This is a genomic window from Pseudomonas abietaniphila, from assembly GCF_039697315.1.
Classification (GTDB): domain Bacteria; phylum Pseudomonadota; class Gammaproteobacteria; order Pseudomonadales; family Pseudomonadaceae; genus Aquipseudomonas; species Aquipseudomonas abietaniphila_B.
This window is the reverse complement of sequence record NZ_CP155619.1, coordinates 5416410-5442169: the sequence shown is the minus strand read 5'-3', so window position 1 is coordinate 5442169 and position 25760 is coordinate 5416410. Positions and strand designations below refer to the sequence as shown.

General features: G+C 59.3%; 23 protein-coding genes and 1 pseudogene. 12 read left to right on the top strand and 12 right to left on the bottom strand.

Going from position 1 to position 25760, the window contains the following annotated elements; translation table 11 throughout:
• Nucleotides 1-20: 20 nt before the first annotated feature.
• Nucleotides 21-953 carry an AraC family transcriptional regulator gene (locus ABDX87_RS23865; RefSeq protein WP_346830090.1) on the bottom strand — a complete coding sequence of 311 codons (933 nt, stop codon included), beginning with the start codon at nucleotides 951-953 and terminating at the stop codon, nucleotides 21-23.
• Between the two features lie 308 nt (nucleotides 954-1261).
• Between ABDX87_RS23865 and ABDX87_RS23860 the strand changes: the two genes are divergently transcribed.
• The 3 genes from ABDX87_RS23860 to ABDX87_RS23850 all read left to right on the top strand — a co-directional run bounded on the left by ABDX87_RS23860 (nucleotide 1262) and on the right by ABDX87_RS23850 (nucleotide 5983).
• Nucleotides 1262-2458: an MFS transporter gene (locus ABDX87_RS23860; protein ID WP_346830089.1), complete on the top strand. Its 1197-nt coding sequence runs from the start codon at nucleotides 1262-1264 to the stop codon at nucleotides 2456-2458.
• 212 nt (nucleotides 2459-2670) lie between these two features.
• Nucleotides 2671-3459 (top strand): EAL domain-containing protein, encoded by a 789-nt coding sequence (locus ABDX87_RS23855; RefSeq protein WP_346830088.1) that lies wholly within the window; start codon nucleotides 2671-2673, stop codon nucleotides 3457-3459.
• A 76-nt stretch (nucleotides 3460-3535) separates the two neighbouring features.
• Entirely contained in the window at nucleotides 3536-5983 is a 2448-nt protein-coding gene (locus ABDX87_RS23850) for a PAS domain-containing protein (RefSeq protein WP_346830087.1), read from the top strand.
• Between the two features lie 42 nt (nucleotides 5984-6025).
• Here ABDX87_RS23850 and ABDX87_RS23845 read toward each other — a convergent pair whose 3' ends face one another.
• Nucleotides 6026-6211: a hypothetical protein gene (locus ABDX87_RS23845; protein WP_346830086.1), complete on the bottom strand. Its 186-nt coding sequence runs from the start codon at nucleotides 6209-6211 to the stop codon at nucleotides 6026-6028.
• 191 nt (nucleotides 6212-6402) lie between these two features.
• Between ABDX87_RS23845 and ABDX87_RS23840 the strand changes: the two genes are divergently transcribed.
• The 4 genes from ABDX87_RS23840 to ABDX87_RS23825 all read left to right on the top strand — a co-directional run bounded on the left by ABDX87_RS23840 (nucleotide 6403) and on the right by ABDX87_RS23825 (nucleotide 9367).
• On the top strand, nucleotides 6403-6915 hold the full coding sequence (locus tag ABDX87_RS23840; protein WP_346833604.1) for an acyloxyacyl hydrolase: 513 nt from the start codon (nucleotides 6403-6405) through the stop codon (nucleotides 6913-6915).
• Between the two features lie 143 nt (nucleotides 6916-7058).
• Nucleotides 7059-7373 carry a hypothetical protein gene (locus ABDX87_RS23835; protein WP_346830085.1) on the top strand — a complete coding sequence of 105 codons (315 nt, stop codon included), beginning with the start codon at nucleotides 7059-7061 and terminating at the stop codon, nucleotides 7371-7373.
• Nucleotides 7374-7532: 159 nt separating this feature from the next.
• On the top strand, nucleotides 7533-8921 hold the full coding sequence (locus ABDX87_RS23830; protein WP_346830084.1) for an ATPase domain-containing protein: 1389 nt from the start codon (nucleotides 7533-7535) through the stop codon (nucleotides 8919-8921).
• A gap of 83 nt (nucleotides 8922-9004) precedes the next feature.
• Nucleotides 9005-9367, top strand: a complete 363-nt coding sequence (locus tag ABDX87_RS23825; protein ID WP_346830083.1) for a response regulator — start codon at nucleotides 9005-9007, stop codon at nucleotides 9365-9367.
• Nucleotides 9368-9497: 130 nt separating this feature from the next.
• Here ABDX87_RS23825 and ABDX87_RS23820 read toward each other — a convergent pair whose 3' ends face one another.
• Nucleotides 9498-11621: a TonB-dependent siderophore receptor gene (locus ABDX87_RS23820; protein ID WP_346830082.1), complete on the bottom strand. Its 2124-nt coding sequence runs from the start codon at nucleotides 11619-11621 to the stop codon at nucleotides 9498-9500.
• 230 nt (nucleotides 11622-11851) lie between these two features.
• Here ABDX87_RS23820 and ABDX87_RS23815 point away from each other — a divergent pair, with 230 nt between their 5' ends.
• Nucleotides 11852-13711: an ABC transporter ATP-binding protein gene (locus tag ABDX87_RS23815; RefSeq protein WP_346830081.1), complete on the top strand. Its 1860-nt coding sequence runs from the start codon at nucleotides 11852-11854 to the stop codon at nucleotides 13709-13711.
• Between the two features lie 96 nt (nucleotides 13712-13807).
• Here ABDX87_RS23815 and ABDX87_RS23810 read toward each other — a convergent pair whose 3' ends face one another.
• The 9 genes and pseudogenes from ABDX87_RS23810 to ABDX87_RS23775 all read right to left on the bottom strand — a co-directional run bounded on the left by ABDX87_RS23810 (nucleotide 13808) and on the right by ABDX87_RS23775 (nucleotide 22301).
• Nucleotides 13808-14317 (bottom strand): hypothetical protein, encoded by a 510-nt coding sequence (locus tag ABDX87_RS23810; protein WP_346830080.1) that lies wholly within the window; start codon nucleotides 14315-14317, stop codon nucleotides 13808-13810.
• 199 nt (nucleotides 14318-14516) lie between these two features.
• Nucleotides 14517-14930: a helix-turn-helix domain-containing protein gene (locus ABDX87_RS23805; protein WP_346830079.1), complete on the bottom strand. Its 414-nt coding sequence runs from the start codon at nucleotides 14928-14930 to the stop codon at nucleotides 14517-14519.
• Nucleotides 14931-15156: 226 nt separating this feature from the next.
• Nucleotides 15157-16140, bottom strand: coding sequence for an MBL fold metallo-hydrolase (locus ABDX87_RS23800; RefSeq protein ID WP_346830078.1), 984 nt, complete (start codon nucleotides 16138-16140; stop codon nucleotides 15157-15159).
• Between the two features lie 215 nt (nucleotides 16141-16355).
• On the bottom strand, nucleotides 16356-17036 hold the full coding sequence (locus ABDX87_RS23795; protein ID WP_346830077.1) for a nitroreductase: 681 nt from the start codon (nucleotides 17034-17036) through the stop codon (nucleotides 16356-16358).
• Between the two features lie 186 nt (nucleotides 17037-17222).
• Entirely contained in the window at nucleotides 17223-18674 is a 1452-nt protein-coding gene (locus ABDX87_RS23790) for a mechanosensitive ion channel family protein (RefSeq protein WP_346830076.1), read from the bottom strand.
• A gap of 76 nt (nucleotides 18675-18750) precedes the next feature.
• On the bottom strand, nucleotides 18751-19953 hold the full coding sequence (locus tag ABDX87_RS23785; protein ID WP_346830075.1) for an NAD(P)/FAD-dependent oxidoreductase: 1203 nt from the start codon (nucleotides 19951-19953) through the stop codon (nucleotides 18751-18753).
• Nucleotides 19954-20086: 133 nt separating this feature from the next.
• A complete protein-coding gene (locus ABDX87_RS23780; protein WP_346830074.1) occupies nucleotides 20087-21091 on the bottom strand; it encodes a GlxA family transcriptional regulator in 1005 nt (334 codons plus the stop codon).
• A gap of 113 nt (nucleotides 21092-21204) precedes the next feature.
• A pseudogene (locus ABDX87_RS29340) lies at nucleotides 21205-21372 on the bottom strand (ATP-binding protein); the annotation flags it as partial.
• Between the two features lie 386 nt (nucleotides 21373-21758).
• On the bottom strand, nucleotides 21759-22301 hold the full coding sequence (locus ABDX87_RS23775) for a kinase inhibitor (protein WP_346830073.1): 543 nt from the start codon (nucleotides 22299-22301) through the stop codon (nucleotides 21759-21761).
• A 261-nt stretch (nucleotides 22302-22562) separates the two neighbouring features.
• On the opposite strand from ABDX87_RS23775, the gene ABDX87_RS23770 reads away from it, so the two are divergent.
• From ABDX87_RS23770 to ABDX87_RS23755, 4 genes are all read left to right on the top strand, one after another.
• Nucleotides 22563-22823, top strand: a complete 261-nt coding sequence (locus ABDX87_RS23770; protein WP_346830072.1) for a hypothetical protein — start codon at nucleotides 22563-22565, stop codon at nucleotides 22821-22823.
• 324 nt (nucleotides 22824-23147) lie between these two features.
• Nucleotides 23148-23795: a response regulator transcription factor gene (locus ABDX87_RS23765; RefSeq protein ID WP_431061273.1), complete on the top strand. Its 648-nt coding sequence runs from the start codon at nucleotides 23148-23150 to the stop codon at nucleotides 23793-23795.
• Nucleotides 23796-23896: 101 nt separating this feature from the next.
• Nucleotides 23897-24274, top strand: coding sequence for a response regulator transcription factor (locus tag ABDX87_RS23760; protein WP_346830070.1), 378 nt, complete (start codon nucleotides 23897-23899; stop codon nucleotides 24272-24274).
• Between the two features lie 195 nt (nucleotides 24275-24469).
• Nucleotides 24470-25669 carry an NAD(P)/FAD-dependent oxidoreductase gene (locus ABDX87_RS23755; protein ID WP_346830069.1) on the top strand — a complete coding sequence of 400 codons (1200 nt, stop codon included), beginning with the start codon at nucleotides 24470-24472 and terminating at the stop codon, nucleotides 25667-25669.
• Nucleotides 25670-25760 lie beyond the last annotated feature (91 nt).

The following is a 25760-nucleotide window of genomic DNA, read 5'->3' as shown; positions in this document are numbered from 1 at the left end:
CGGTAAAGCCTGTCTTTCGCTCAGGGTCCCGCGTTGTCGAGTGCTTGTGCCTCAATGGGCTGCCCGCGCAGCAACGCCATGTCCCGACTGGGCGCCGTCCCGAACAGGCGACCGTATTCGCGGCTGAACTGTGAGGGGCTTTCATACCCGACGGCGAAGGCCGCCCGCGAAACATCCAGCCGCTCCATCAGCATCAGGCGACGTGCCTCGTTCAGGCGCAGCCACTTCTGGTACTGCAGCGGGCTCATGCCGGTCAGTTGGCGGAAATGATGGTGAAAGGTCGGTGCGCTCATTTGCACGCGGGCCGCCAGCTCATCGATGCGCAACGCCGCGGCGTAGTTGAGCTTGAGCCAGTCGATGGCTTTGGCAATGCGATAACCCTGGCCATCGACGGCCGTGATCTGCCGCAGCCTTGGCCCCTGATCCGTATTGAGCAGCCGATAGTGGATCTCCCGCAAAATCAGCGGCGCCAGCACGGGGATCGCCTCAGGTTCGTCGAGCAACGTCAGCAGGCGATCAAGCGCGCTTTCCAGCGCCGATGACAGGTGGCCAATCCCGGCACCTGCCCCTTCCGCTCGCTGACGGGTTGCAGGCAAGCCACCTTGAGTGATGACCTCGGCGAGCATGCTCACATCCAGTTTCAGCACGAGCCCGACACAGGGCTGCTCGGGACTGGCAACCATCACTTCGGAGTTGGCGGGCAAATCCAGTGAAGTGACCAGCAATTGCGACGGGCCGTAGCGGTAACCCTCGCCTCCCACCCACAACCGTTTCTCGCCACGGCCCACCAGAATCAGGCTCGGCTCGATCATGCACACGGCGGGAGGCGCCGGCTGGTCACGACGAAACAGCGACAGTCCGGAAATGGCGGTGGCGATGTCACCCGTCACGCTCACGCGGGGGTCGATGTTTGCCGCCAAGGGGGATTCATGGCGCGGGGTGATCGGCATCATGTCAGGTCTCTTCTGTTGACCGAACTCTAATGCGCTGCAGAGGCGTTTCCTATCCATCGCCCCGCATCCTCATAGGATTAGGCAAGCATTCAAGAGGAATGCACTAGGGCACAGGCGGATCGACAGGGAGAATGTGTCGAACTGTTACGAAAAAGGACTAACGCAACCCACCCCTCACCGAGCCATGCGGGGAAGAAACGCCTGCACGGCTGACTCGCATCAACCGACCCGTCCCCAGAGACCCGCTTTTTTCAGCACAACTTCTCCGCAAAACGAATCAACGCGCTTGTCGCATCACAGGAATTCCCATGACGTCTCGCTCTACAGAAAAACGCGGCTGGAGCGCCGTGCTCGCCATGTCGCTGGCCGCCTTCGCGCTGGTCGCGTCAGAGTTCATGCCGGTCAGCCTGCTGACCCCCATCGCCGCAGAACTGCAGATCACCGAAGGCCAGGCCGGCCAGGGTATTTCCGTATCCGGTGCCTTCGCACTGGTCACCAGTCTGGTCATCGCAGCGATCGCCGCGCGGGTCGAACGCAAGAAGCTGCTGCTGTGCCTGACCTTGTTGATGATCGTCTCGGGCACGGTCGTCGCGCTCGCGCCCGGCTACCCCTCGTTCATGTTTGGACGCGCCTTGATCGGCATCGCGATCGGCGGTTTCTGGTCATTGTCGGCGGCGACCGCCATGCGACTGGTGCCGCCTGACCAGGTTTCCCGGGCCCTGGCCATTGTCAATGGAGGTAATGCGCTCGCAACGGTCATTGCAGCCCCGGCAGGCAGCTTTCTTGGCGCGTTGATCGGCTGGCGCGGCGCTTTCTTCTGCGTGGTGCCTGTCGCAACGCTGGCGGCCGTGTGGCTGCTGATCAGTCTGCCGTCCTTCAAGGCCGAGCGTCAGGCAGGCAGCGGCAACGCCCTAAGGTTGATGAAGCAGTTGCCCGTTGCCTTGGGCATGATCGCAGTGAGCGTGTTTTTCATGGGTCAGTTCATGCTGTTCACGTATTTGCGCCCGTTTCTTGAAGGGGTCACCGGTGTCAGCGTCTCGACACTGTCGTTCATGTTACTAGGCCTGGGCGTTGCAGGTTTTGTCGGGACCTTTCTGATCGAAAGGTTCATCGGCAATGGCCTCTACCGGACACTGACGGTCATACCGCTGGTCATGGCCGTTATCGCGATGGCGCTGGTGAGCGTAGGCGCGTCGCCGGTGCTGACCGCCCTGCTCCTCGGTCTGTGGGGGCTGGTCGCCACCGCTGCGCCCGTCGGATGGTGGACATGGCTGGCGCAAACGCTCCCTGACGATGCAGAAGCCGGTGGCGGCTTGCTGGTGGCCATTGTCCAACTGGCTATCGCTGGCGGCGCAATCATCGGCGGCCTGGCCTTTGATCTCAGCGGCTACAAAGCCACCTTCGAATTCAGCGCATCCGTGCTGGTGGCCGCGTCTGTGCTCGCCTGGCTGGCGGGTCGCTACGCCACTGAGGTTCATCTTTCCGAGTCGAACGCAACAGCCTGACCGGGTCTGCAAATGTGATGGTCAGCCGACCATCGTTCCGCCAATCGGCAGCATGCGAAGTCAGAGTGATCAAAATGCATTACCGTCTGTCCCAGTAGAAGCCGCTTCATGAAAGCGGTGGAAAAGGTTCTAATGCATGCTTTCGGAAATGTGCAAATCACCGAGTAGCATCATGAGGTACGCATTCCTATCGCCTATGGAGCAGGACACGCATGACCCAGCGCCCCCCCACCCCTGTATTCAAATCCGTCGGATGCGCTGAATGCCGCAATCTCGACGGACTGGGATTCGACTTCACCATGGCCTTTCAGCCGATCTTCAACGTGAAGACCGGCGCTGCCTACGCTTACGAGGCGCTGGTGCGCGGTATCAACGGAGAGTCCGCTGCGAGCATCCTGGGAAGGGTGAACGACAGCAACCGTTACCGGTTCGACCAGTCTTGCCGGGTCAAGGCCATCGAGCTGGCCGCGCAGCTTGGGCTGTTATCGATTCCTGATTGCAAACTCAGCATCAACTTTTTGCCCAATGCCGTTTACAGGGCCGAGACGTGCGTGCGCGCGACCCTGGAAGCCGCTCGCCTTTTCGATTTCCCCGTCGGGCGCCTGATGTTCGAGGTCACGGAAGGTGAGCGTGTGGACGATCCCGAGCACCTGAAGTCGATTTTTGAAGAGTACGAGCGTCAGGGTTTCACCACGGCCATCGATGACTTCGGATCGGGCTATTCGGGCCTCAACTTTCTGGCGATGTTCCAGCCTAATGTCCTGAAAATCGACATGGCGCTGACCCGTGGAATCGATCAGGATCGAGCGCGCCAGGCCATCCTCGAGGGCATTGTGCTGGTGGCGAGCCGGTTGGACATTACCGTCATCGCTGAGGGAATCGAGACGCCGCAGGAGTGCGAAACCTTGCTGAAGATGGGCGTTGAGCTGATGCAGGGCTACCTGTTCGCCCGGCCGGCAATCGGCGTGCTGGCCGGCATGTCGCCGTATCCAGGACCGTAGACGGGTAATCCGCACCGGTAGAACACCTGATCACTCCCTATTTTCAGCGTCACGTACCGAGTTCCAGGAGTTTGTCATGCCATCCATTGACCTGAGTTTGCTGGGTGGACGTTATTCCCCTGTGGCGCTCATTGAGCGCGAAAGAAAGGTCCTGGGTCAAATCGCCAGCGGTATGCCGCTGGCGGAAGTGCTGAATGATCTGCTGCTCGCCATTGAAGCGCAGAGTCGTGACATGAAGGCTTCGGTGCTGTTCTTGAGCGAAGACGGTCAGTACATGCTGCACGGCGCGGCGCCCAGCCTGCCAGCGCCCTACAACGAGGCCATTCACGGAATCGCCATCGGCGAAGGCATTGGCTCGTGCGGTACCGCTGCGGCTCGCGGTGCTGCCGTTTATGTCGACGATATCGCCAGCAGCCCGCTGTGGCAGGGATACGCAGACCTTGCGGTTCCTCACGGCCTGCGTGCTTGCTGGTCCATGCCGATCAAGGCAGCGGACGGGAAAACCCTCGGCACCTTCGCGGTCTACTACGGTGAACCCCGCACGCCAACCGATGGCGACATTGAAGCCATCGCGGTCATCGCCCAGACCGTTGCGCTCGCCATTGAACGGCATCGCTCGGATCAGCGACTGCGCCAGAGTCAGGACGAACTGCGTGATCTCAACAATTACCTCGAACGCAAGGTCAATGAGCGCGCCACAGAGCGAAGCCGGACCTGGCTGCTCAGCAATGACCTGCTGTCCGTCATCAACGCCCACGGCATCATCGAGGCGTCCAACCCTGCCTGGACGATTGCATTAGGGTGGTCTCCGGAAGAGTTGCACACCACCTTTCTGTCCTTTGTCCATCCGGACGATGTTCCCGGCAGCGAAGCCGTATTCAGCCAGGCCGCGCGCGGCCGCCCTGTCTCCCGTTTTCAGAATCGCGTCCGGCATCGCAACGGCACGTATCGCTGGGTCGCGTGGGTGGCCGTACTCGAAGACGGAAAGGTCTATTGCAGCGGGCGTGACATCACTCACGAAAAAGATCAGGCCAACAACCTGGCGATTCGTACCCAGGAACGTGATCGGGCCTGGGGACTGTCTCAGGAGCTGCTGGTGATCGCATCGCCCAACGGCACCCTGGATGAAGTCAACGGGCGCTGGACCGAACAGCTGGGATGGTCCGAAAGCGAGCTGGTCGGTACCACGTTTTCTGACTACACCCACCCGGACGACCTGGCGGGCTCGCTGGCTGCATTCACCACCATATTCGAGACACCGCTGACCGTGCCCTATGAGTACCGACTGCGCCACAAGGACGGTTCGTATAAATGGTTCAGCTGGACAGGCACCTTCGAGGACGGTCGGGTGTACGCCGCAGGTCGACATGTGACCAAGGAAAGAGAACAGGCCGAGGCGCTGCGTCAGTCCCAGAAGATGGAAGCCTTCGGACAACTCACTGGCGGCGTGGCCCACGACTTCAATAATCTGCTGACGGTCATCCGCTCTTCGACCGATCTGTTGATGCGTCCGAAACTGACCGATGAACGAAGACAACGGTACGTGACCGCCATTTCAGAGACGGTCGATCGTGCCGCCCGGCTCACCGGGCAGTTGCTCGCCTTCGCGCGCAGACAAGCCCTTCAGCCTGAAGTCTTTAGCGTCTGTGAAAACGTCGATGCCATCAGCGGGATGATGAGAACGCTCAGTGGCTCGCGAATCGAGACGGTTTTCCAGCTCGCCGAGCAGCCTTGCTGTGTGAACGCCGACCCCAGCCAGTTCGATACGGCACTGGTCAATATGGTCGCCAACGCCCGGGACGCGATGATGGGAGAAGGCACGCTCACCATCACGGTGCGCCCGGTCGAATCCATGCCCACCGTCAGGCTTCACCCTCCTTCGACCGGTGCTTTCGTGGCCATTTCGATCTCGGATACCGGCGCGGGCATACCTGCGACGCAGCTTGAGAACATTTTCGAACCGTTCTTCACCACTAAAAACGTCGGTGAGGGCACGGGATTGGGCCTCAGTCAGGTATTCGGCTTCGCCAAGCAGTCCGGCGGAGAGATCGCGGTGGCAAGCGAATTAGGGAAAGGCACGACGTTCACCCTCTACCTGCCGCGAGTGAGCGAAGACGGCTGGACGTCGAAGCAGGTCCTCGCAGATCTGCCATTGGAAGAGGGTCACGGCACCTGCGTATTGGTCGTTGAAGACAATGGCGATGTGGGGACCTCTGCGGTGCAGGCATTGACCGAGCTAGGGTACAGGACCGTGCTCAGCGCCAATGCTCACCAGGCCATGGCCGAGCTTGAATCCGCTGCCCACCCGTTTGATGTCGTTTTTTCCGACGTGGTCATGCCTGGCATGACGGGCATCGAGTTTGCTCACGCGCTTCGTACACGCTATCCGCAACTGCCGGTCGTTCTGACTTCCGGCTACAGCCATGTACTCGCTGACAAGGGCTCCGACGGCTTCGAGCTGCTGCACAAACCCTACTCCCTCGATCAGCTTTCCCGAGCCCTAAGGAAAGTGGTCAGAAAATGAAGCGCCTTTTTTGTAAAAATCCTCGGCTGTCGGGCGACTGCTTCACCTGTTCTCTGCTTTCCTGGCCTCTTCGCTGAGCTCGACGACCAGCTTTGCCGCGTCTACCTCGTTTTCCCGGTAATGCGTGCTGCCGTCGACATCGGTCACTTCAAAGATCTGTTGACCTTCCCCGCGACGCAATGCCTCAGGCACTTCAGTCCCTTCCAGCTTCTTGACAGTGACGGCCATGGAAATTCCTCGCTTTGCCTGCATGCTGCTGGCACGCCTGCTGTGGGTGTAAAACTCGGATCTCAACGGCATACGGCCGTTCAATTTTCCTTCCTGTAAAAAAATTGAACCATTTTGATGGCGATCTGCCCTATCCCACGCGCGGCGTTGCCGCATCCTTATCCTCATCAAGATATTGCCTCATGAAGACTATGAAAAATCTCCTGATCGCTGCGTTCTGCCTGTCCAGTCTCTCGCTGAATGCCCACGCCGCCGACATCTCCGGCGCACTCGGCGCCACCAGCCAAGGCGGCCTTACCGCCCGCGTCGGCCTGGGTTTCGATTGGGACAAAAGCTGGATGGAAAGCACGACGGGCAAACTGACCGGCTATTGGGATCTGGGTTACACCTACTGGGAAGCCGGCGATGAAGCAGGCGGCCGTCATTCCGTGTCCTTCGCCCCGGTCTTCGTTTACGAATTCGGAAGCGGCCATGTCAAGCCATTCGTGGAAGCGGGCATTGGCGTCGCGATGTTCTCAGGCACAACGGCGGGCGATCAAAAATTCGGTTCCGCCTTCAACTTTGAAGACCGCCTGGGCGCCGGCCTCAAGATCGGGGATACGCAAAAGGTAGGCTTGCGCGTCACCCATTACTCCAACGCGGGCATCAAAGAGCCAAACGACGGGATCGAATCCTACGCGCTGTTCTATAGCCATTCGATCTGACGCGAACGCTAATCGGGTCGTAGAAAACGGGGTGGCATGTTTCTCACATGCCACCCGCCCACGCTGAGACCTGTCCGGGGCTGCGGAACCAACATTTTCAGCGGTTTGTCAGAACCTTAACTACACGTTTGACGAGCAAAGATATGGCCGATTGGTACAGTAAATCGTTGGGGCATGGAGCATCCGTCTACCATCGTTTGAGAATTCTGGACGAACTCCGGCTGTTGCTGTGCCCCACGGCTGAATCCCCCTACCGCCTGATGATCAATGCCGCCACGGCAGAAACGTTTGTATTTTTCCCGAATGAGCACGCCGAGATTGCACGGGCGTTCGGGGCGCTCGCCTGCCCTTCCCCCGACGAAAACCCGGAGCATCTGGTCGACCTGCAGTATCGTCCCGTCATCATCACTGACAGCACGCGCGAGCTGCTGCAACCGACGCCGCTGACCTCGTTTTAAAGACTCCATCGATGAAGCCTGCCCCGCAAGTCGCTCCTTGAAAAGATGGCTAGCGCACGCCCTCGCTTTGGATAGAATAGCTGTCCGCAACAACCAGCAGCATCAGCACCGCCCCGTACACTCATCGTGTTGCTGGCTGAATCAGTAGAGGTCTGAGACGTGGAACATTTAAAACGCCTGAAAAGCGGCATTGAGGGCCTTGATACCCTGTTGAAGGGTGGATTGGTCGCGGGGGCTTCGTACATCGTTCAAGGTCGCCCTGGCTCAGGGAAAACGATCCTGGCGAATCAGATCGGTTTCAACCATGTGCGCAACGGCGCAAATGTCCTCTTCGCCACGTTGCTCGCAGAGCCTCACGATCGGCTGTTCCATTTCCTGTCGACGCTCAGTTTTTTCGACAAAAGCCAGATCGGCGGAAAAATCCAGTTCGTCAGCGCATTCGACACACTGGAAAATGAGGGTCTGGACGAAGTCGTCAAGTTGCTGCGTCGGGAAATCAGCAGACAGAAGTCCACGTTGATGATCCTGGATGGCCTCTTGAACGCCCGCTCTCAGGCCGAACTGCCTATCGATACCAAGAAATTCATTTCAGAGCTTCAGGGCCATGCCGCCTTTGCTGGCTGCACCGTCATCTTCCTGACCAGCTCGCAGCTGGACGACGGCAGCCCGGAGCACACGATGGTCGATGGCGTCATCGAGATGGGTGAAGAGACCTTTGGCCCCAGGACCGTGCGCCGCATGAGGCTTCGCAAAACCCGCGGAAGCGGTTCGTTGCCGGGTGCGCACGAGTTTGAAATCACGGACAAGGGGATCGACGTTTACCCAAGGCTCGAGAGCGTCTTGAGCTGTGCGTCAGTGGTTGACCTGGCGTCGATCGCGCCTGTCAGCAGTGGCATCGACTCCCTGGATCCGCAGATCGGCGGCGGACTTGTCGGCTCTTCTGTCACGTTGCTGACGGGCCCGTCCGGCGCCGGAAAAACCTCCATCGGCATGCACTTCCTGAGCAAATGTACGCCGCAGGAGCCTGGGCTGTTATTCGGGTTTTTCGAATCGCCACAGCGGCTGAGGGTCAAGGCCAACGCGTTCGGTATCGACCTTGACGCCATGCAGAGCAGCGGAGCCCTGCACGTCATCTGGAATCCCACGACACCCGGCCTGATTGACAAGCTGGGGTACCAGCTGCTCGAGGTTGTCGAGGAGAAAGGGATCAAGCGAGTCTTCATCGACAGCCTCAGTGGAATGGGCCGGGTCGCGGCGGACAAAAGCAGAATTCATGACCTGCTCGCCGCACTGATGGCGGAGTTGCGCACCCGAGGCGTCACCACCATGGCCTCGTGGGAGACGCAAACATTATTGGGCAGTGAGATCGATGCACCCGCCTCGGATCTCTCGAGCATCGTGGACAATCTGCTCCTCATCCGATTCGCACGAAAAGGTTCTGAACTTAAACGCGAGCTTTTTATTCTGAAAATCAGAGACAGTGCCTACGACCCTTCTCTGCTCGAGGTGGCTATAGGTGATTTTGGGGTAGCCGTGAATAAGGTCTGACTCATGCACATGTTAAAAACGACACAGCGAGTCTGGCTTGCGCGTCCAAGCACATTTGACAGGCTCCGACGAGCGCTCAAGTCATGACGACCATTCTTATCGTCGATGACGAATACCTGATTGCAGACATTCTGAGCTTTGCGCTTGAGGATGAGGGTTACATGACTGTCACCGCCGGAAGCGGGAAGAAGGCGCTTGAGATTCTGGACAGGGAACGCCCCGATCTCATCATCACCGATTTCATGATGCCCGGCATGACAGGTATCGAGTTTGCAGACGCGGTGAGGAGCAAGGATCTTCACGCCGCCACCCCGATCATGCTCATGAGCGGGGCACAAGCGTATCTCGGGGTCGCGCGTCCAGATCTCTTCATCGAGGTCCTGGATAAACCGTTTGATATCGATGTGGTGGTCCAGAAGATCAAATCGCTGGTTGCCCGGAGCTGACCGCTCCCCGTTGCCTGTCGCAAGGATAAGCACCGCCCGCGCCAGCCCAATTCCGTACCCCACTCGATCTCCCGCTCCGGCCTGCGCTGGTTCAGGGAAAGCACCTCTGCCCCGGCGCAGACCTTGGGTATCAAAACGTCACGCTGGCCGTGAGCCGGGCGGTTCTCAATGCACCCTCTTCCACCTGGAGCGTGCTGCTGCCGGTGGTCGACGGGTAGTATTCCTTGTTGAACAAATTGTCGATGTTCAGTTGCAGGCTGGTTTTGTAGTCGTGGGTCGGCAGGTCCCAGCGAACGAACGCGTCGGCCACGGTGTAGCTGTCGAGCCAGAAGCTGTTGGCATCGTCACCCGGACGCTGGCCGACGTAGCGAGCACCGGCGCCGACATGCCACTTGCCCGTGTCAGCCGGCAGCGCGAGATGGTGGGTCAGATAGAGGCTGGCGCTGTGCATCGGCGCGTTGGGCAGACGATTGCCTTCCTGCTCGGGCGACTCGTCGTTCTTCAACACCTCCGTATGGTCATACGCGTAGGTGCCGATCACGCTCCAGTTTTCGGCGATCTCACCGGTCACATCCAGCTCGACACCGCGTGAACGTGCTTTACCCACCGCTTCGTCGATGCTGTCGCCATTGCTTTGCAGCACGCTGTTCACCAGGTTCTTCTTGACGATGTCGTACACCGCCAGGTTCACATTCAGCGTCTCGACCGGCGTGTATTTGATCCCCGCCTCGTAGCTGCGTCCCTCGGTGGGTTTAAAGCTGTTGCCCGCATCATCGGCGTCGTTGGGCACGAAGGAGCGGCTGTAGTTGGCGTAGAGCGCCACCGTTTCAGTTGGCTGATAGACGATCCCGCCAAAAGGAATAAATTTGTCCCCGTTGGAATCCGCGCCCGGCGCATACGCGCGGCCCAAGCCCTGATCGCTGTACTGATCCCAGTGCTCCTGACGCCCGCCGAAGACCAGGATCCAGCGATCATTCAGGTGCCAGTTGTCCTTGAAGTACGCCGAGGTGGTCACGAGGTTATTTTCAGCATTGCTCTGTGCAGCGCTGACGGTTACAGGCTCGGCGAGGTTGCCGTAGGCGGGATTCTGGATATTGAGGTTACCGGCCGTGGTGTTGGTATTGCGGTAGGTTTTGCCACGGTATTTATCCAGCGACTCGTTGTCCACGCCGACCGTGATCTCGTGCCGTTGGCCGAAGATCTGCTGGTCGCCCAGAAAATCCAGCGCGGTATAGCGGCTTTCATAGTCGTAATGGCCACCGTTGGCGATTCGCCGCAACGTGTTGCCGTTCAGCGTGCTCGGCTGCGCGATGGCGAGGCTGTAGCGATCCTCTGTCCAGCCGTAGGTCAGTCGGCTGCGCCAGTCGTCATTAAGCTGATACTCGAACTTGGCGGTCGTGCTTTGGCTGATGCCCTCCGTCTTCGCCCAACGCTCATCCAGGCGATCACGGTAGCTGATGTCCGCGGGATGCCCGCCCACAAACACCGTGCCCCGATCAAAGGGGCTGGCGTAGTCGTTGTAGGTGTAGGCCAGCGAGAAACTCGCACGATCACCCACCCAGGCAATCGAGGGTGCAATCAGTGTGTGCTCATCGACACCGTAATTGCGCCAGTAGTCTTCATGGCTGCGCTCGGCAATCAAACGATACGCCAGGCCGGTATCGCCCAACGGTCCGGTCGTGTCGACGCCGAAAGACCCGCCTCCTTCGCTGTACCCCGACCCGGTCAGGGTCGTGCTGCGGGTGAACTGCGGCTGTTTGCTGATCACGTTAATCAGGCCGCCGGGCTCAAGCGCGCCGTACATCAGGGACGCGGGCCCCTTCAACACTTCCACATGGTCGGTGGTGGCGCCCAGGTTGTGGCCGATGGCCGAACGAATACCGTCGCGCAGGATGGAGTTGTCGTCGTTGCTGCCGAACCCGCGTTTGATCACGGCATCCTTGGTGCCGCCCAGGGTGTTGGTCTGCGTGACGCCGCTGACGAAACGCATCGCATCGTTGAGGTCCTTCACCTGATAGTCATCGAGCGTCTGTGCTGTCACCGTGTTGACCGTCTGCGCCTCGTCGCGGTTCTGGGTCGCTCCTCTGCTCGCGGTGCTGCTGTCGGCGCGGGTATAGCTGTCGGAGTCTCCACTTGCGTCATAGGTCGACTCAATGGTGCTGACCGGAAGCTCGGTGACCGGTTGGGCAGCCATCGCCAGACACGGCAGCGCAGAACACAAGAGGAGCGAAGCATTGGTGCGGTTGAGCAGCATGACCACGTAAGTGACTCCGTAGAGAAAAGCGAAAGAGAATGATTCCTATCTCATCTACACGGGTCGAAACGGTATTTACCTCACAGGTTTTTGAAAAATATTTTTGAATCGCTGCACACCCTGCCTCATGCACCTGACACTGGCTGCGCAGGTAAAGAAATGCACTCGCTTTAGCCCTGGTCGCCTTTCAATGGCAAACTCTCCCTCATTTGATCCTTTCGGAGACCACCATGCTGCGTGCATTTGAGCGATGGCTCGACCCCTTCCCACCTGACGAAGTACCGCCACCGCCCGACGGCCTTGCGCGGTTTCTGTGGGCCTGCACCCGTGGCGCACGGGGCTACATCCTCGCGCTCGCGTTGCTCAGCGCCGGCGTGTCGATCTACGAGGCGTGGCTGTTTTCCTTCCTCGGCCAGGTCGTGGACTTGCTCTCGACCTGGAAGACCGGCGGCGGGGTGTCGGATCAGGAACGTCACGTGCTGTGGGGCATCGGTATTGTGTTGGTGACCAGCATCGGGCTGGTGGCGTTGCGCACGATGGTGCAGCACCAGATATTGGCGATCAATCTGCCGCTGCGTCTGCGCTGGGACTTTCACCGCTTGATGCTGCGCCAGAGCCTTTCATTCTTTTCCGATGAATTCTCAGGCCGGGTCACGACCAAAGTGATGCAGACCGCACTGTCGGTGCGTGAAGTGCTGTTCACCCTCATCGAAATCGCGCCCGGGATCGGCGTGTACTTCATCGCGATCATCGCGCTGGCCGGTGGCTTCGCGCTGAAACTGATGCTTCCGTTCATAGCGTGGATCGTGTTGTTCGGGCTGGCCATGTGGTACTTCGTACCGCGCCTGGGGAAAGTCGGGCAGGAACAGGCCAATGCGCGGTCGTCGATGACCGGACGGATCTCGGACGCCTACACCAATATCACTACGGTCAAACTGTTCTCCCATTCCAAACGTGAAGCGCACTTCGCACGCGCGGCAATGGAGGACTTCAAGCAGACCGGCTTCCGGCAGATGCGCCTCGTGAGCCAGTTCGAGATCGTCAATCAGGCGCTGGTGGTCGGCTTGATTCTGGCAGCCGGAGGCTATGCACTGTGGTTGTGGCACCAAGACGAAGTCGGCGCGGGCGCCGTCGCGGCGATTACCGCCATGGCGCTGCGCATCAACGGCATGTCCCACTGGATCATGTGGCAAATGACCTCGCTGTTCGAAAACATCGGTACGGTACAGGATGGCATGGCCACCTTGACCCGCGGCCCCAAGGTTCAAGATGCGCCGCACGCAAGCGTGCTGGTGACCTCCGGCGGCGCCGTGACCTTCGACAAAGTGAGCTTCAATTACGGTGGCGAGCGGCAAGTGCTCGACGGGCTGAGCCTGAGCATCCAGCCAGGGGAAAAGATCGGTTTGGTTGGGCGCTCAGGCGCGGGCAAATCCACGCTGATCAACCTGCTGCTGCGCTTCTACGACGTGGACAGCGGCGAGATTCGCATCGACGGACAGAACATCGCGCACGTCACCCAGGACAGCCTGCGCAGCGCCATCGGCATGGTCACTCAGGACACCTCGCTGCTGCACCGCTCCATTCGCGACAACATCGCCTACGGCCGGCCCGACGCGACCGATGCCCAGATTCACAGCGCCGCAGCCAACGCGCAAGCCGACGGTTTCATCCGCCAGCTCAGCGACAAGCAGGGCCATACGGGGTACGACACCCTCGTGGGTGAGCGCGGTATCAAGCTATCGGGCGGCCAGCGCCAACGGGTCGCGATTGCGCGCGTGATGCTCAAGAACGCCCCGATCCTGCTGCTGGACGAGGCCACCAGCGCGCTGGACTCGGAAGTCGAAGTTGCGATTCAGGAAAGCCTCGATGAAATGATGGAAGGCAAAACCGTGATCGCCATCGCCCACCGGCTTTCAACGATAGCCGCCATGGACCGACTCATCGTCATGGATGACGGCCGTATCATCGAACAAGGCACGCACACTGAATTGCTCGCGAAAAACGGCGTCTATGCACGGCTGTGGCAGCACCAGAGTGGCGGGTTTCTGGGTGAGGATCAGGGTGTGGTCGAGGTAAGCGAGCAGGCTTGAGGGTTGTCGACATTGGGCGATCAACGCTGATCGCCCAGGCCTCACCGTCATTAATTGACGAACAGTAACGCGACGGCCGACACCTGCATCGCTGGATCAGACAGAGTCCGACCCGGAAGCCGGCGCCCCATGTTGCACAAACGGCACAGGCTGAACACCCTCCGCGCCCGCAGTTTTCGGCTTACCTTTGAGCGCTTCCATCAACTGCGCGGTCGCACTGGCGAGTGAAGCGTTGAGACTGGCAAGTTGTTGGTTGATGGCTTGAATACGTTGAGTCTTTTCATCGTCGGACACGTTTTTAGATGACTGAATTGACTGCAGTTGCGCCTGCTGTTCCTGAAGGGCTTTTTGCAACTCTTTAATGTGCTCGCGAATTTTCGCGATTTCCTTGGCCTCAGTGTTCGCCGGTTTTTTGCTGTCGCTCTGCGCGGACGCGAAGGCCTGCAACCCCTCAACAGAGAGATTGACTTTGACGGCGTCGCGAGGCTGGATACTGCTGCTCACCTCGGCCGCCGTCAAAGCAGGCTGAACAGTGATTCTTGCATCGATGTCTCGATTAGAGGGGATGATTGAGTGATGGATAGTGAGACCAGAAAGGGTATTCATTGCTCATTCCCTGTTTGAATAAACGTCTTGGTTTTGTCTGTTCATGACAGTGCGCCAACTGCCGCTGCAGTTAACAGAACGATAAGGTTCATCGTGACGATGTCCATGAAGAGTGCCAATAGTTGGAAAATCCTTACAACGCCGTCAAGCGCGAAACCTCTCATGGCACTTATTCAGGGTTAATTGTCCGCCTGGGACGTTACTTACAGAGTGGACGTTTGCAACCCACGTTAAAAACATCAACTTCACACTGAATAATTGTTTCATCAGCCCGCAACTTAAAACATCCCTCGGACCACAGATCACACTTGGCCGTTACGCCATTGCCTTCATGCTGGACTTGCCAACGCCGAGGGCTCACGCCTTTCACTCGTCTGAACAAGCGCGTGAAATACGACTGATCCGCGAACCCGCATTCAAGGGCGATCTGATAAATCGTCAGGCGTCGGTCCTTTAACAGTTGCTCGGCTTTCGACAGCTTTTCCCGCCGGAGCCAGTCATGCGGCGAAAGCCCGGTAGAATTTTTAAACGCCCGAGAAAAGTGGCTTCTGGACAGAGCACACGCATTGGCGACTTTTTCGACCGTCCCTCGCTCAACCATCAGTTGAGACATGAGCACCTGCGCCTTCTTGACTCTCCATGGGGCTAATCGCTCTCTGGAACGCTTCCAGTCAGCAGCATTTTCCGATTGCATCGATTTGTCTTCCAGGCTTCATCCAAACTTCTTCACCGATCCACGGCGCGCCGACAATCGTCTCGCGACACCTTTGCGGTCAGCAAAACGCCCCTCGCTGCAGCGCAACGAAGGGCTTCGCGTTGCTCGACCCTCAGCCTGGTCATCAGTAATCCCAGAACCCCGCTACCCACCGAAAGGCGTCGCCGTCGACGGCGATTCGACCCACCGACGGAAACGGCAGGTGGGTCGCGACGAACAGCTCGCCACTGGCCGCAGCTTCTTGCAGCAACCGAACGCGCACCCGGACCGACTCCTCGGGATCATGTTCGAACCCGTTCTGCCAGTCGGGGTGCTCGAAGGCCACCGGGAATAGCGCGTCGCCGGCGAATGTCAGCCGCTCGCCGCAGGAGTTCACATAAACCACACAATGCCCTGGTGTATGGCCCCCTGTAACCTTGGCAACTACGCCGGGCGCAACTTCATATTCGTCCTCGAAGGTGCGCACCTTGCTGCCGTATTCACTCATGAACTGATTGGCGGTCGTGCGCAAAACATCAGGCACAGGCTCAGGCATAGACGTCTGCGAAAAGTCAGGGGCTTTCCAGAACGCGACCTCGCTCGCCGCCACGTGGATGCGGATGTCCGGACGCAGCCGGGCTTTCACCTCCTCGACCAGCAGCCCGCCAATATGGTCCATGTGCATATGGGTAATGATCACGTCAGTCACGGCAGACAGCTCGATACCCGCCGCTTTCAAACGCTTGGGGAACTGACCTGCGCGCGGGAATCCGGGGAATTGTCCGCCCAGCCCCGCATCGACCAGAATGATCTGCTTGCCGCTGCGTACGACCAGTACATTCAGTGCCCAGTCGAAGGCATCAGGCCCCAGAAACATGTCCTTGAACCAGGCGGCGCGCACGACCGGGTCGACGTTGGTGGACATGGTCTCGGTCGGCAGCGGCAGAACACCGTCGCTGACCACCATCACGTCGATGTCGCCGACACGCAGCGCATAGCGCGACGGAACGAGCTCTTCGAACCCGGCGGCGCCAATAGGTTGATGCCCACCCGGCGTCGACGACGACTGCCCCCCGTCCTGCAGAAACGACGATGCTCGTGGGGCGGGATGATTGAGGTAGGTTGTCATGGTGGTTCTCCTTAGGCTCGGCTCAGACATTCAGGCGCGCGGTTGGGTGACCGCGCGAGCGATGAATCGCTCATGGGGAAAGTTTGCGCCGCCGCCTCTTAGGCCCGGAACCACACTTGGGTATATATTTTTCATCCTCATTGAGGGATGCAAATTCCCCGTGAGGGTGGACGCGAGCGTCGCTGAACATGATTGCGAACCCGAAGCGCTCGGGGTCAGTCGTAGAACGTGGCCACCTCACTCAGCGGGCTTCGTGGCGTCTCGATATGATTTTCCAGCCGTTCGGAATCGGCCCACCCCAATGCCATGCCCGCCACCACCATGTCCTGCGCCGGAATGTCCAGTTCCTCTCGCAGAACCGCATGCTGCAGCGACCATATTTGCTGAGGACACGTGTCCAGACCGCGCGCTTTGGCCGCCAGCATGATGTTCTGCAGAAAACAGCCATAACAGATGAAGTTCGCGCGCTCGAGCTTGCGATCCATGATGAATATAAGGCCGACTGGCGCATCGAAGAATCGGTATTGGCGCTCGATGTTGAACATCCGTAACGCTTTCTCCGTGCGAGGACACCCCTGCGCTTCGCCCAACTGATCCCGAAATAAATAGACGCGTTGTGCGTAGGGCTCCTGCAGCTCAGCCGGAAAAAAAGGATATTCAGGGTTCAGGCTTTCGGGGGCAATACGATACCGCTGCACCGCGCGCTCGGTCACGCGTCCCAACGTACGGCCAGTCATCACGATGCAACGCCACGGCTGGCTGTTGCTGGAACTTGGTGCAAACCGAGCGACCTCAAGAATGTCCCTTAGGGTTTCAGGCGCGACGGGGTTGTCGAGATAACCTCGCTTGGAGCGTCGGTCCCGTATCAATCGATCGATGGAAAAAGTCTCGGCCATCTGTGTGCGCTGCTCGTTGAACATCCATGGGACAGGACACGGGCGCGCGCAATCACACGTCACTTTCTCGCGCCAGTACGATCGTTTCGCTGCAGATGAGAATGTTTAGCTTAACGAGTTTAGGCCCGGATCCCCGGATTGAAAACGCGCCGGTCGGAATCTTGCGCAGAAGGGACCATGAACCCGTCAGGCGCTTTTAAGCCAGCGCAGGAAACCACCCTTTTTGATCGCCACGGGTTTTTGAAGCAACAGTGATTGCCGCACGCCCTGACGGAACAACTGCAACTTGTTGAGCGCCGCCTTGAATTCATCGCCTTGTTCCAGATAAGCACGCAACGTGACCTGATCGATGCGGAACAGCGCACACCCCGTGATACAGCGGAACTGCGCCCGTGATCGACCCTCCGACAAAATCCCCTCCTCGCCCAGCACTTCACCCGGCCCCATGCGCGCGGCTTCGAGCAGTCGCTCCCCGTCATGCACGGACGCCGACATCACGCCCGTGCTGATGACCATCAAGCAGTCGGACACCTGGGCCAGCTCGAGCACCACCTGACCGGGGATGCACTCGACCAGGCGCATGTCCTGAGCCAATTGGTCACGCTGAACCTCGCTCAAGGAGCGAAAGATCTTCACGTCCTCGAGCAGCAACCTCTGTCGGCTCCAGCGCTGTGCCTGCGCCCCCGGAAGAGCGGGACCGAGGCTTGCACTGCCCAGGCTTATGCCCGCCGCTTCCAGGTGTCGATGGGCAAGATCGAACAAGTGATTGCAGACCTCCGTTCGCTGGCTTATCGATGCAATGAAGCCCCGCGCCTCGTACTCGATGAACTCAGGCCCTGCGCCCTTCACCGAGGCCTTGGGCGGGTGGGACGCGAGCAAATGCCGCGTCCCTTGCAGCGCCCGCTCCAGTGCCTCGATCACCCGGCCGGGGCGCACGTGCGCCGCGACCTGCAAGGTGATGTTGACCCCGTGGAGATCAACAGGACGGCTGAAATTGAGCACTTTGGCGTTGGCGACGATTGAGTTCGGAATCACCGCCATGCTGCCGTGGGAGGTGATGAGGTGAGTCGCTCGCCAGTCGATGTCGACCACCTTTCCCTCAATACTGTCGATCTTCACGTAATCATCGACCTGATACGGTTTGGTGGTGTTGAGCACAACGCCGGAGAACAGATCGCTCAAGGTGCTGCGCAAGGCCAGACCGCCGACGATCGCCATACCGCCGGACGTGGCCAACAACCCCTTGACCGGCAACTGCATGACGTAGCCAGCGGCGGCGACGATCGCAACCAGAAAGATGCCCGCGCCGATGATGTCCTGGAACAGTCTCGCGGCGTGCTCGCCCCGGTTGAAGAACATCGCGCTCAACACCACGGTCAGCGTCCGTGCGGCGAAGAACCACCACAACACCGCGAGTACCGTACTCAGCATGTTCAGTGCGACATCGTCAGGCCACGGCGACGGCTGTAACGGACTGACGCCGATTGCGATGATCAGCCAGGAAAACAGCAGAAAAAGAAAAATGCGCACCAACGTTCGATGCAGCATGCGAACCGAGGGCGTCAGATGCCACACCAGCAGGTCCAGCGCCAGCAATACGAAACCGGCAATCAGCGAGCAGATCTGCGGAAAGTCCAACGGCACGTCTCCCTGCCATTCACGAAAAAAGCCCGTCCCGGATGAACCGGGACAGGCGAACACTTGAAAGCCGTGATTACGCGACAGGGATCGAGGGGTCCGCCGCGGCCAATGCCGCCGTGCGATCGGCGACAGGTGGGTAAATCCATACGGAATTGATCTGCCGCTTGAGCTGCTTGGCTTCGTCCTTGATCAGCTTGACCTGACGGTCCCAGCCTTCGGTGTACACCGCACCCCATTCGCCCAGATCCAGGCATGTTACATATTTGGGTTGGCGGTAGGGTTGGGTCGCCGCGCCGATCAACTCGGCAGCGACGTTATTGCCAGCATGGCGCCCCAGCGAGATAGCATGCTGGCACGACATGGCGGCGAAGTTGCCCAGATCATCTGTCGCCGCATAGGCGGTATCGCCCGCTGCGTAAATATCCGGCTGCCCGACCACTTTGAGGTTGTGATCCACGTACAACCGGCCCAAGGGGTCACGCTCGCCCGGGATCTGAGCGGTCAGAGGGCTGGCACGGAAACCCACTGTCCAGATCACCGTCCTGGACTCGATGTGGCGCCCGTCATCGAGGGTGACTCCGTTGGTGTCGACAGACGCGACCGTGGCGCCCAAGTACCATTCAAGGCCCAAGGCTTCACTGGCCTGAACGATAGAGGGGCTGATGCCTTCGCCAAACGCCGCCCCGATCTTCGGACCGCGCTCGACGACGATGACGCGCACGCTTGCATCTTCCCCCAGCAGCGCACGCATGCGCTGGGGCATTTCAGTTGCGGTTTCGATACCGGTGAAACCACCGCCGCACACCACGACGGTGTTGCGTGCGACGGAATCCGGCTGCTCAGCCAACGCATGCAGATGCGCCTCGAGTCGGGCCGCCGCCTCGAGGGTGTCGACATCGAACGCGTGCTCGCTGACGCCCTCAAGGTTCGGCCGCATAACGTGACTGCCGGTCGCCAGCACCAGTCGGTCGTAGGGCATCGATTGTCGCTCACCGCGAGCATCGACGTACTCGACCGTCTTGCCCGCCACCTCGATTCTGTCTGCCAGTCCCTGCACGAACCTGATGCCGGCAACCTCGAACAAGGCCTGCAGGCCGGCCTTCATCTCATGCACATCGGGTTCGTAAAAGCGGGGTCGAATGCGCAATTCGGCCTGTGGGGCCAAGACGCTGATCTCGACGTCCTGACGGTCATTGAGGTCAAGCTGACGCGCGGCGCTCAAGGCACTCCAGACGCCGCCGAATCCAGCGCCAATTACCAGGATTTGCTGTTTCATTATTCTGTGCTCCGGGCTTATTTCCCAGAATGCTAGGAGCCTGAAGAGCTCCGGTAAACGACATAAAACCCTGAAATCCGGCCAACGGTTTGGCCGGGCCCAACTTTGCGCGCCGAGGGCCGCTTCAAGGCCCTCAGCGAGAAAATCGGGTGCGGTAATCCCGAGGCGAAATTGACAGGTGGCGCTGAAACGTCACACGCATCCGCTCTTCGTCACCGAATCCGCAGGCAGAAGCGATCTGGCAGATGCTGCGGTCTGAGTCCTCCAGCAAGCGACGCGCTGCTTCCAGGCGAAACACCTCCAATGCCTTGGCCGGACTGCGGCCGGTTTTCTGTTTGTAGACCCGGCTGAAATTCCGCGCGCTCATGTTGGCCTGACGCGCCAGCGTCTCGACGTCCAGGTCCTCGCGTCGCAAGTTCTCGGTCAACCAGACATGGAAGCCGGCGAACGTATCGCCGTCGCTCATCTGCGACTGAAGCATCTCGCTGAACTGCGACTGACCGCCCGGGCGTTTCATGAAAACGACCAGCTCACGCGCCACTTTCATGGCGATATCCCGCCCGCAGTCTTCCTCGACCAACGCCAGCGCCAGATCGATCCCGGCAGTGACGCCGGCGGAGGTCCAGACTCTGTCCTGCTGAATAAAAATGGCGTCCTGATCGACCTCCACCGTCGGGAAGCGGGATTTGAGCATGTCGCACATTGCCCAGTGCGTGGCCGCGCGCTTGCTGTCCAGCAGCCCCGCCTGCGCCAGTAAAAACGCCCCGCTGCACACCGACGCCGTCCGCCGCGCCTGGGGCGAGTGTCGCGCGATCCAGTCAATCACATCGGGGTTGTTCTCCAGCGCCGTGAGAATTTCAGGCGATCCTGGCACCACAATCGTGTCCACCTCCTCGTCGATGAGCGACGACAGCTCCCTCGTATCCACCGCGACCCCCTCGGCGGTCGGGGTGATGCCTCCCGCGATGCTGCCAGTCGGGCAATGATAGCCTGGCAAACCGAGCGCCTTCATGGCCCTGCTCGCCACCCAGAAAACCGTTTGCGCGCCGGTCAGGTCCAGCAATCCCACTTGCGGATACGCCACGAACAACATGGTGCGAGGACGACTGAACGGCGCGGACAGCGCAGAACTGTTCATGAAAGAGGTCTCCTTGAAAAACACAACAGATGGCGCGGACAAAGCCCGCGCGCAGTATTCATGGGTTTGGCGAACTTGTGTAGTGAGTCGGCGGTGGCGCTGCATCGGCGTCGCTACTCCTGCCGATGCGGCCCCAGGGTGAATTGAACGACCGCGCCATCGGGCTCACCGGCGCAGGCCCAGAGCAGGCCTCCGTGCGCTTCGATGATCGAGCGACAGATCGCCAGCCCCATTCCCAGGCCAGTGGCCTAGGTGCTGCAGAACGGCGCGAACATTTGCTCCTACGCCTGGGCACATCCGATACAAGACGCGCTCACCATCGTTCCAAACTCTCTGCAGGCTGTTTTCCATCAACGGCGGAACTGTGATTTTTCGTTTACGGCAGGTTGGGATCACGCTATGGAAGGCGTATTGCCGAGTATCCGGCCGCGTAAGAAGGCTAGCGTGACAATGAGGCTGGTCGCCACGACACAAACCCCTGTTTCTCTGCCAGCGCAGACGTCCGGAGGGCGTTGTTTTATATCGGCACGATCAGTCTCAAGGACGGCCTGCGCGTCAGCATGATAGACACACGAGACAGAGTGACGTCATGGCCACCGGGACGCGCAGACAGCTGTACTCGCGAAGCACCCGATGGCTGCGGGCGCTTGACCGGTATTTCGCCGTGTCACTGGCGCGCGTAAGTCGGGGTTATGGTCGCTTTGCCGAGCACATTCGCGTTGAGCATGTACCCCACCAGCGCACCGCTGGCCTGCTCATCCAGCGGCAGCTTTTCAACCTTCAATGCCCAGACCGTGAATTGATAGTGGTGGGCGGTGTCCCCGAGCGGTGGACACACACCCCCAAACCCCGGCTGACCGTAATCCGTACGTCCTTGCACAGCACCGACAGGCAGATGAGCACCGACGCCGCGCGGCAGGCTTCGGACACTCGAGGGAAGGTTGACCACCGTCCAATGCCACCAGCCGCTGCCTGTCGGGGCATCCGGGTCGTAGACCGTCACAGCAAAGCTCTTCGTTCCTTCCGGCGCATTGCTCCACGACAGCTCAGGCGATGTGTTACCGCCTTCGCAACCGAACCCATTGAACACCTCGCGTCGGCTCAGGGTCCGGTTGTCGGCAATATCGGAGCTCGTGAGCGAAAACTCGGCCGCATGGCTGGTGAGCGATACGCCCAGGCAAAGGGCTAACGGCACTAATTTGATCTTCATCACCACCTCATCAATGACTGAACGACGAATACGTTAGGTCGTACAGCCACCGAGGACATTCATACCATCGAATGTTTTTTTGATGCTTCAAGATAAAGGAAATAGCGCCTATGCCTATGCCGGGCATCATTGGCACTGATGATGCCTGGGTGAACGCCCCGCAGGTCGCTACCGCAGCGTCTACCTGGCGTCCACCATCATTTCGAACTCTGCGCTGACAGCCGCTAAAGGATAGCTCGCGAGCGAATCGCCGCGCTCGAGTTGCCGCAACTCAGTGCGCTTGCCGTGTTGCTGGCACACAGCGAGCTGCTGGCGGTGGTGCCGGATTATGTGGCACACACCGTGGCTGCCTGCACCGGCCTGCGTGCAGAGCCCCTGCCGATGAAAGTGAGCGCGCCTGAACTGTCGATGGTGTGGCGTGGGGTGGCCGACAACGACCCCGCTGAGCGCTGGTTACGATCGCGCTTCAGCGAATTTCTTGCTGACAGCAATCGCCATGTCTGGTCTGTCGTGGCGGCCTGAATCCCTCATTTTTTCGCGCTCTCCTCCCTTCCTGCCTTTCAGTTCTCCGCGCCGACGACGATGCGGCGCCGCTGTGCACCTGCGACTTCGTCCCAGGCGCTCCCACCGTATTGGCATAAATTCCGGGGTGTATGTCATATCAGTGCCGCGCCCGGACTCATAAACTTAACTAGGGTCTTCGTACCCCATGTTAGCCACCTCCAAGCGCGGAGATTAGCGCCATGGCGCGTCCTGGCGGCTAGGTGGTGGTTTCTCTTTCTGGACCGGCTCCTTGCTGCTGGAGCTTCCCTTAGTTGCGGCACCAGACCCATGGGCACTTTTCAGATGACCAGTCAGATGACTAGCAAAATGATCAACGACACCTCCTGCGTCTATATCGTCGACGACGATCAGCTGCTACGCGAATCCCTGAGCAGTTTGCTGCGCTCGATCGGTTGGAGGGTTGAACTCTTTGCGTCGGTGGCAGAGTTTCTCACCTTCAAAAGACCCGAAACCACGAGTTGCCTTGTGCTGGACGTGAGGTTGCAAGGGATCAGCGGTCTCGACTTTCAGAATGAACTGGTCAAAGCCCGCGAGACGCTGCCTATCGTCTTCATGACCGGGCATGGCGACATCGCGATGACGGTGAAAGCCATGAAGGCCGGGGCGGTGGATTTTCTCGCCAAACCCTTCCGCGAACAGGATTTGCTGGACGCAGTGGGCTTGGCGTTGCGCAAGGACGCGGAGCAGCGCGAGGCGAACAAGGGTTTGAACGAACTGACTGATCGCTTGCGCACCTTGAGCGCCCGGGAGCAGGAGGTCATGGCACTGGCGGCCTCCGGCCTCATGAATAAACAAATCGCCAGCGAAGTGTGCCTGAGCGAAATCACCGTGAAGATCCACCGCGCCAATGTCATGCGAAAAATGCGGGCTAAAACATTTGCGGAATTGGTGCGCATGGCCGAAACACTGAAACTTCGTCTCGAAAAGTAGAATATATATACGCAGGTATAATTAATGATAAGCCGACAGGGGGTATCGTGTAGGTAAGGACGGTCAGCGAACGCGACCCTCATCATTGGAAGGTGCATACAGTGGTCACCCGCTCAACCATCGCCATTATCGATGACGACGACCTTGTTCGAACTTCACTAAGCAGTTTGCTGCGCGCTTATGATTATTCCGTTCATTTATACGAGAGCGCCGAAGCGTTGCTGGCGTCGGACATGATCCCCCTGCTGGACTGCCTGGTGTCCGACATCCAGATGCCCGGCATGAGTGGCCTGCACATGTACCAACGGCTACTCCGCGATGGCCATACCATTCCCGTCATCTTCATTACGGCCTCCGCAGCGCAGGCGCCGCGGCTGACCGCAGCTGAGCTGGGGGCCCGTTGCTATCTGTCCAAGCCGTTCGATGGAGAGCATTTGATTGCGTGTCTGGAGGTGGCATTGAAACTTGATCGCCCCTGAAAACATCACCCCTTCCCTTCCACGCTCAACCCCGGATTTCTAATGAATTGGCCACTATACCAACGTATACACCTGTCACACTCATTCACTAAAACCTGCAACTTATGCAGCCATGACGCGCGGAACTTCGCTCGTTAAAGTTACGCCATCAATTGCAAACTTTCCGCCCCTGAACAATGAAGTACGGAGATAAACATGAAGCGAAACATCCTGGTAGTGGGCGCTGGATTCGGTGGTGTCTGGAGTGCATTGAGCGCGGCTCGGTTGCTGGATTTACAGGGCAGCAGCGATGTGCAAATCACTGTATTGGCGCCTCAGGCGGAGTTGCGTATCCGCCCGCGCTTTTATGAGTCGAACGTGCACGAAATGAAAGCGTCCCTGCTCGAGTTGTTCGACGTCACCGGCGTCAGGTTTGTCGAAGGCACGGCGGACCGGATCGACCCGCAGGGCAAACGCGTCGAGTACACCGCAGGCCGAGGGGTTCATTCCTGGCTCAGTTACGACAAGTTGGTGCTGGCGACAGGCAGCCAATTGATCCGCTCCAATATTACCGGTATCGAGCATGCCTTCGACGTGGATGAAATCGAGGCAGCAACCTGCCTTGAGAAACACATCAACGCATTGGGCAGCTACTCGGATTCCGAAGCCCGTAACACTGTCGTGGTGTGCGGGGGTGGTTTCACCGGCATCGAAACCGCCACTGAACTGCCCAAACGACTGCGCGCGGTATTGGGTGACGATGCGAAGGTCAATGTGCTCATCGTCGACCGTGGCGCAGAAATTGGCGCGGCGCTGGGCAAGCACATCAGCCCCTCGATCGCCGAGGCGTCTGCCGAGCAAGGCATCGAGTGGTGCCTGAATGCATCAGTGGCAGCGATTGATCCAGACGGCGTCACCTTGAGTGATGGACGCTACATCGCATCGAAAACAGTGATCTGGACGGTCGGTTTCCGCGCCAGTCCACTGACCGCTCAGGTCCCTGGCGAACGTGACCCGCTCGGCCGACTCCACGTGGATGCAAACTTGAAGGTGATCGGTCAAGACGACATCTACGCCGCTGGCGACGTCGCCTTTGCCGCGACCGATGATCAAGGCCACGTCGCCGCGATGTCCTGTCAGCACGCCATTTCACTTGGACGCCATGCAGGCAATAATGCCGCAGCTGCCCTGCTGGGTGTTCCCACCACCGGCTACAGCCAGCCTAAATACGTGACCTGCCTGGACCTCGGTGAATGGGGCGCGGTGTACACCGAAGGTTGGGATCGTCAGGTGAAGCTGGTCGGGCAGGAAGCGAAGACGCTGAAACACACAATCAATTCGGTCTGGATTTACCCTCCGGTCGCGGAACGCGCGAGCGCGTTGAGCGCCGCAGACCCATCGATTCCGGTTGCCTGATTGCCCGGTCTCTGCGGCACGCCCTTCGAGCCGCAGCACGCGGCAGAGGTCTTTTTACGCCTGGCCGCCGTTGTTTGCGTGCCAGGCTTTT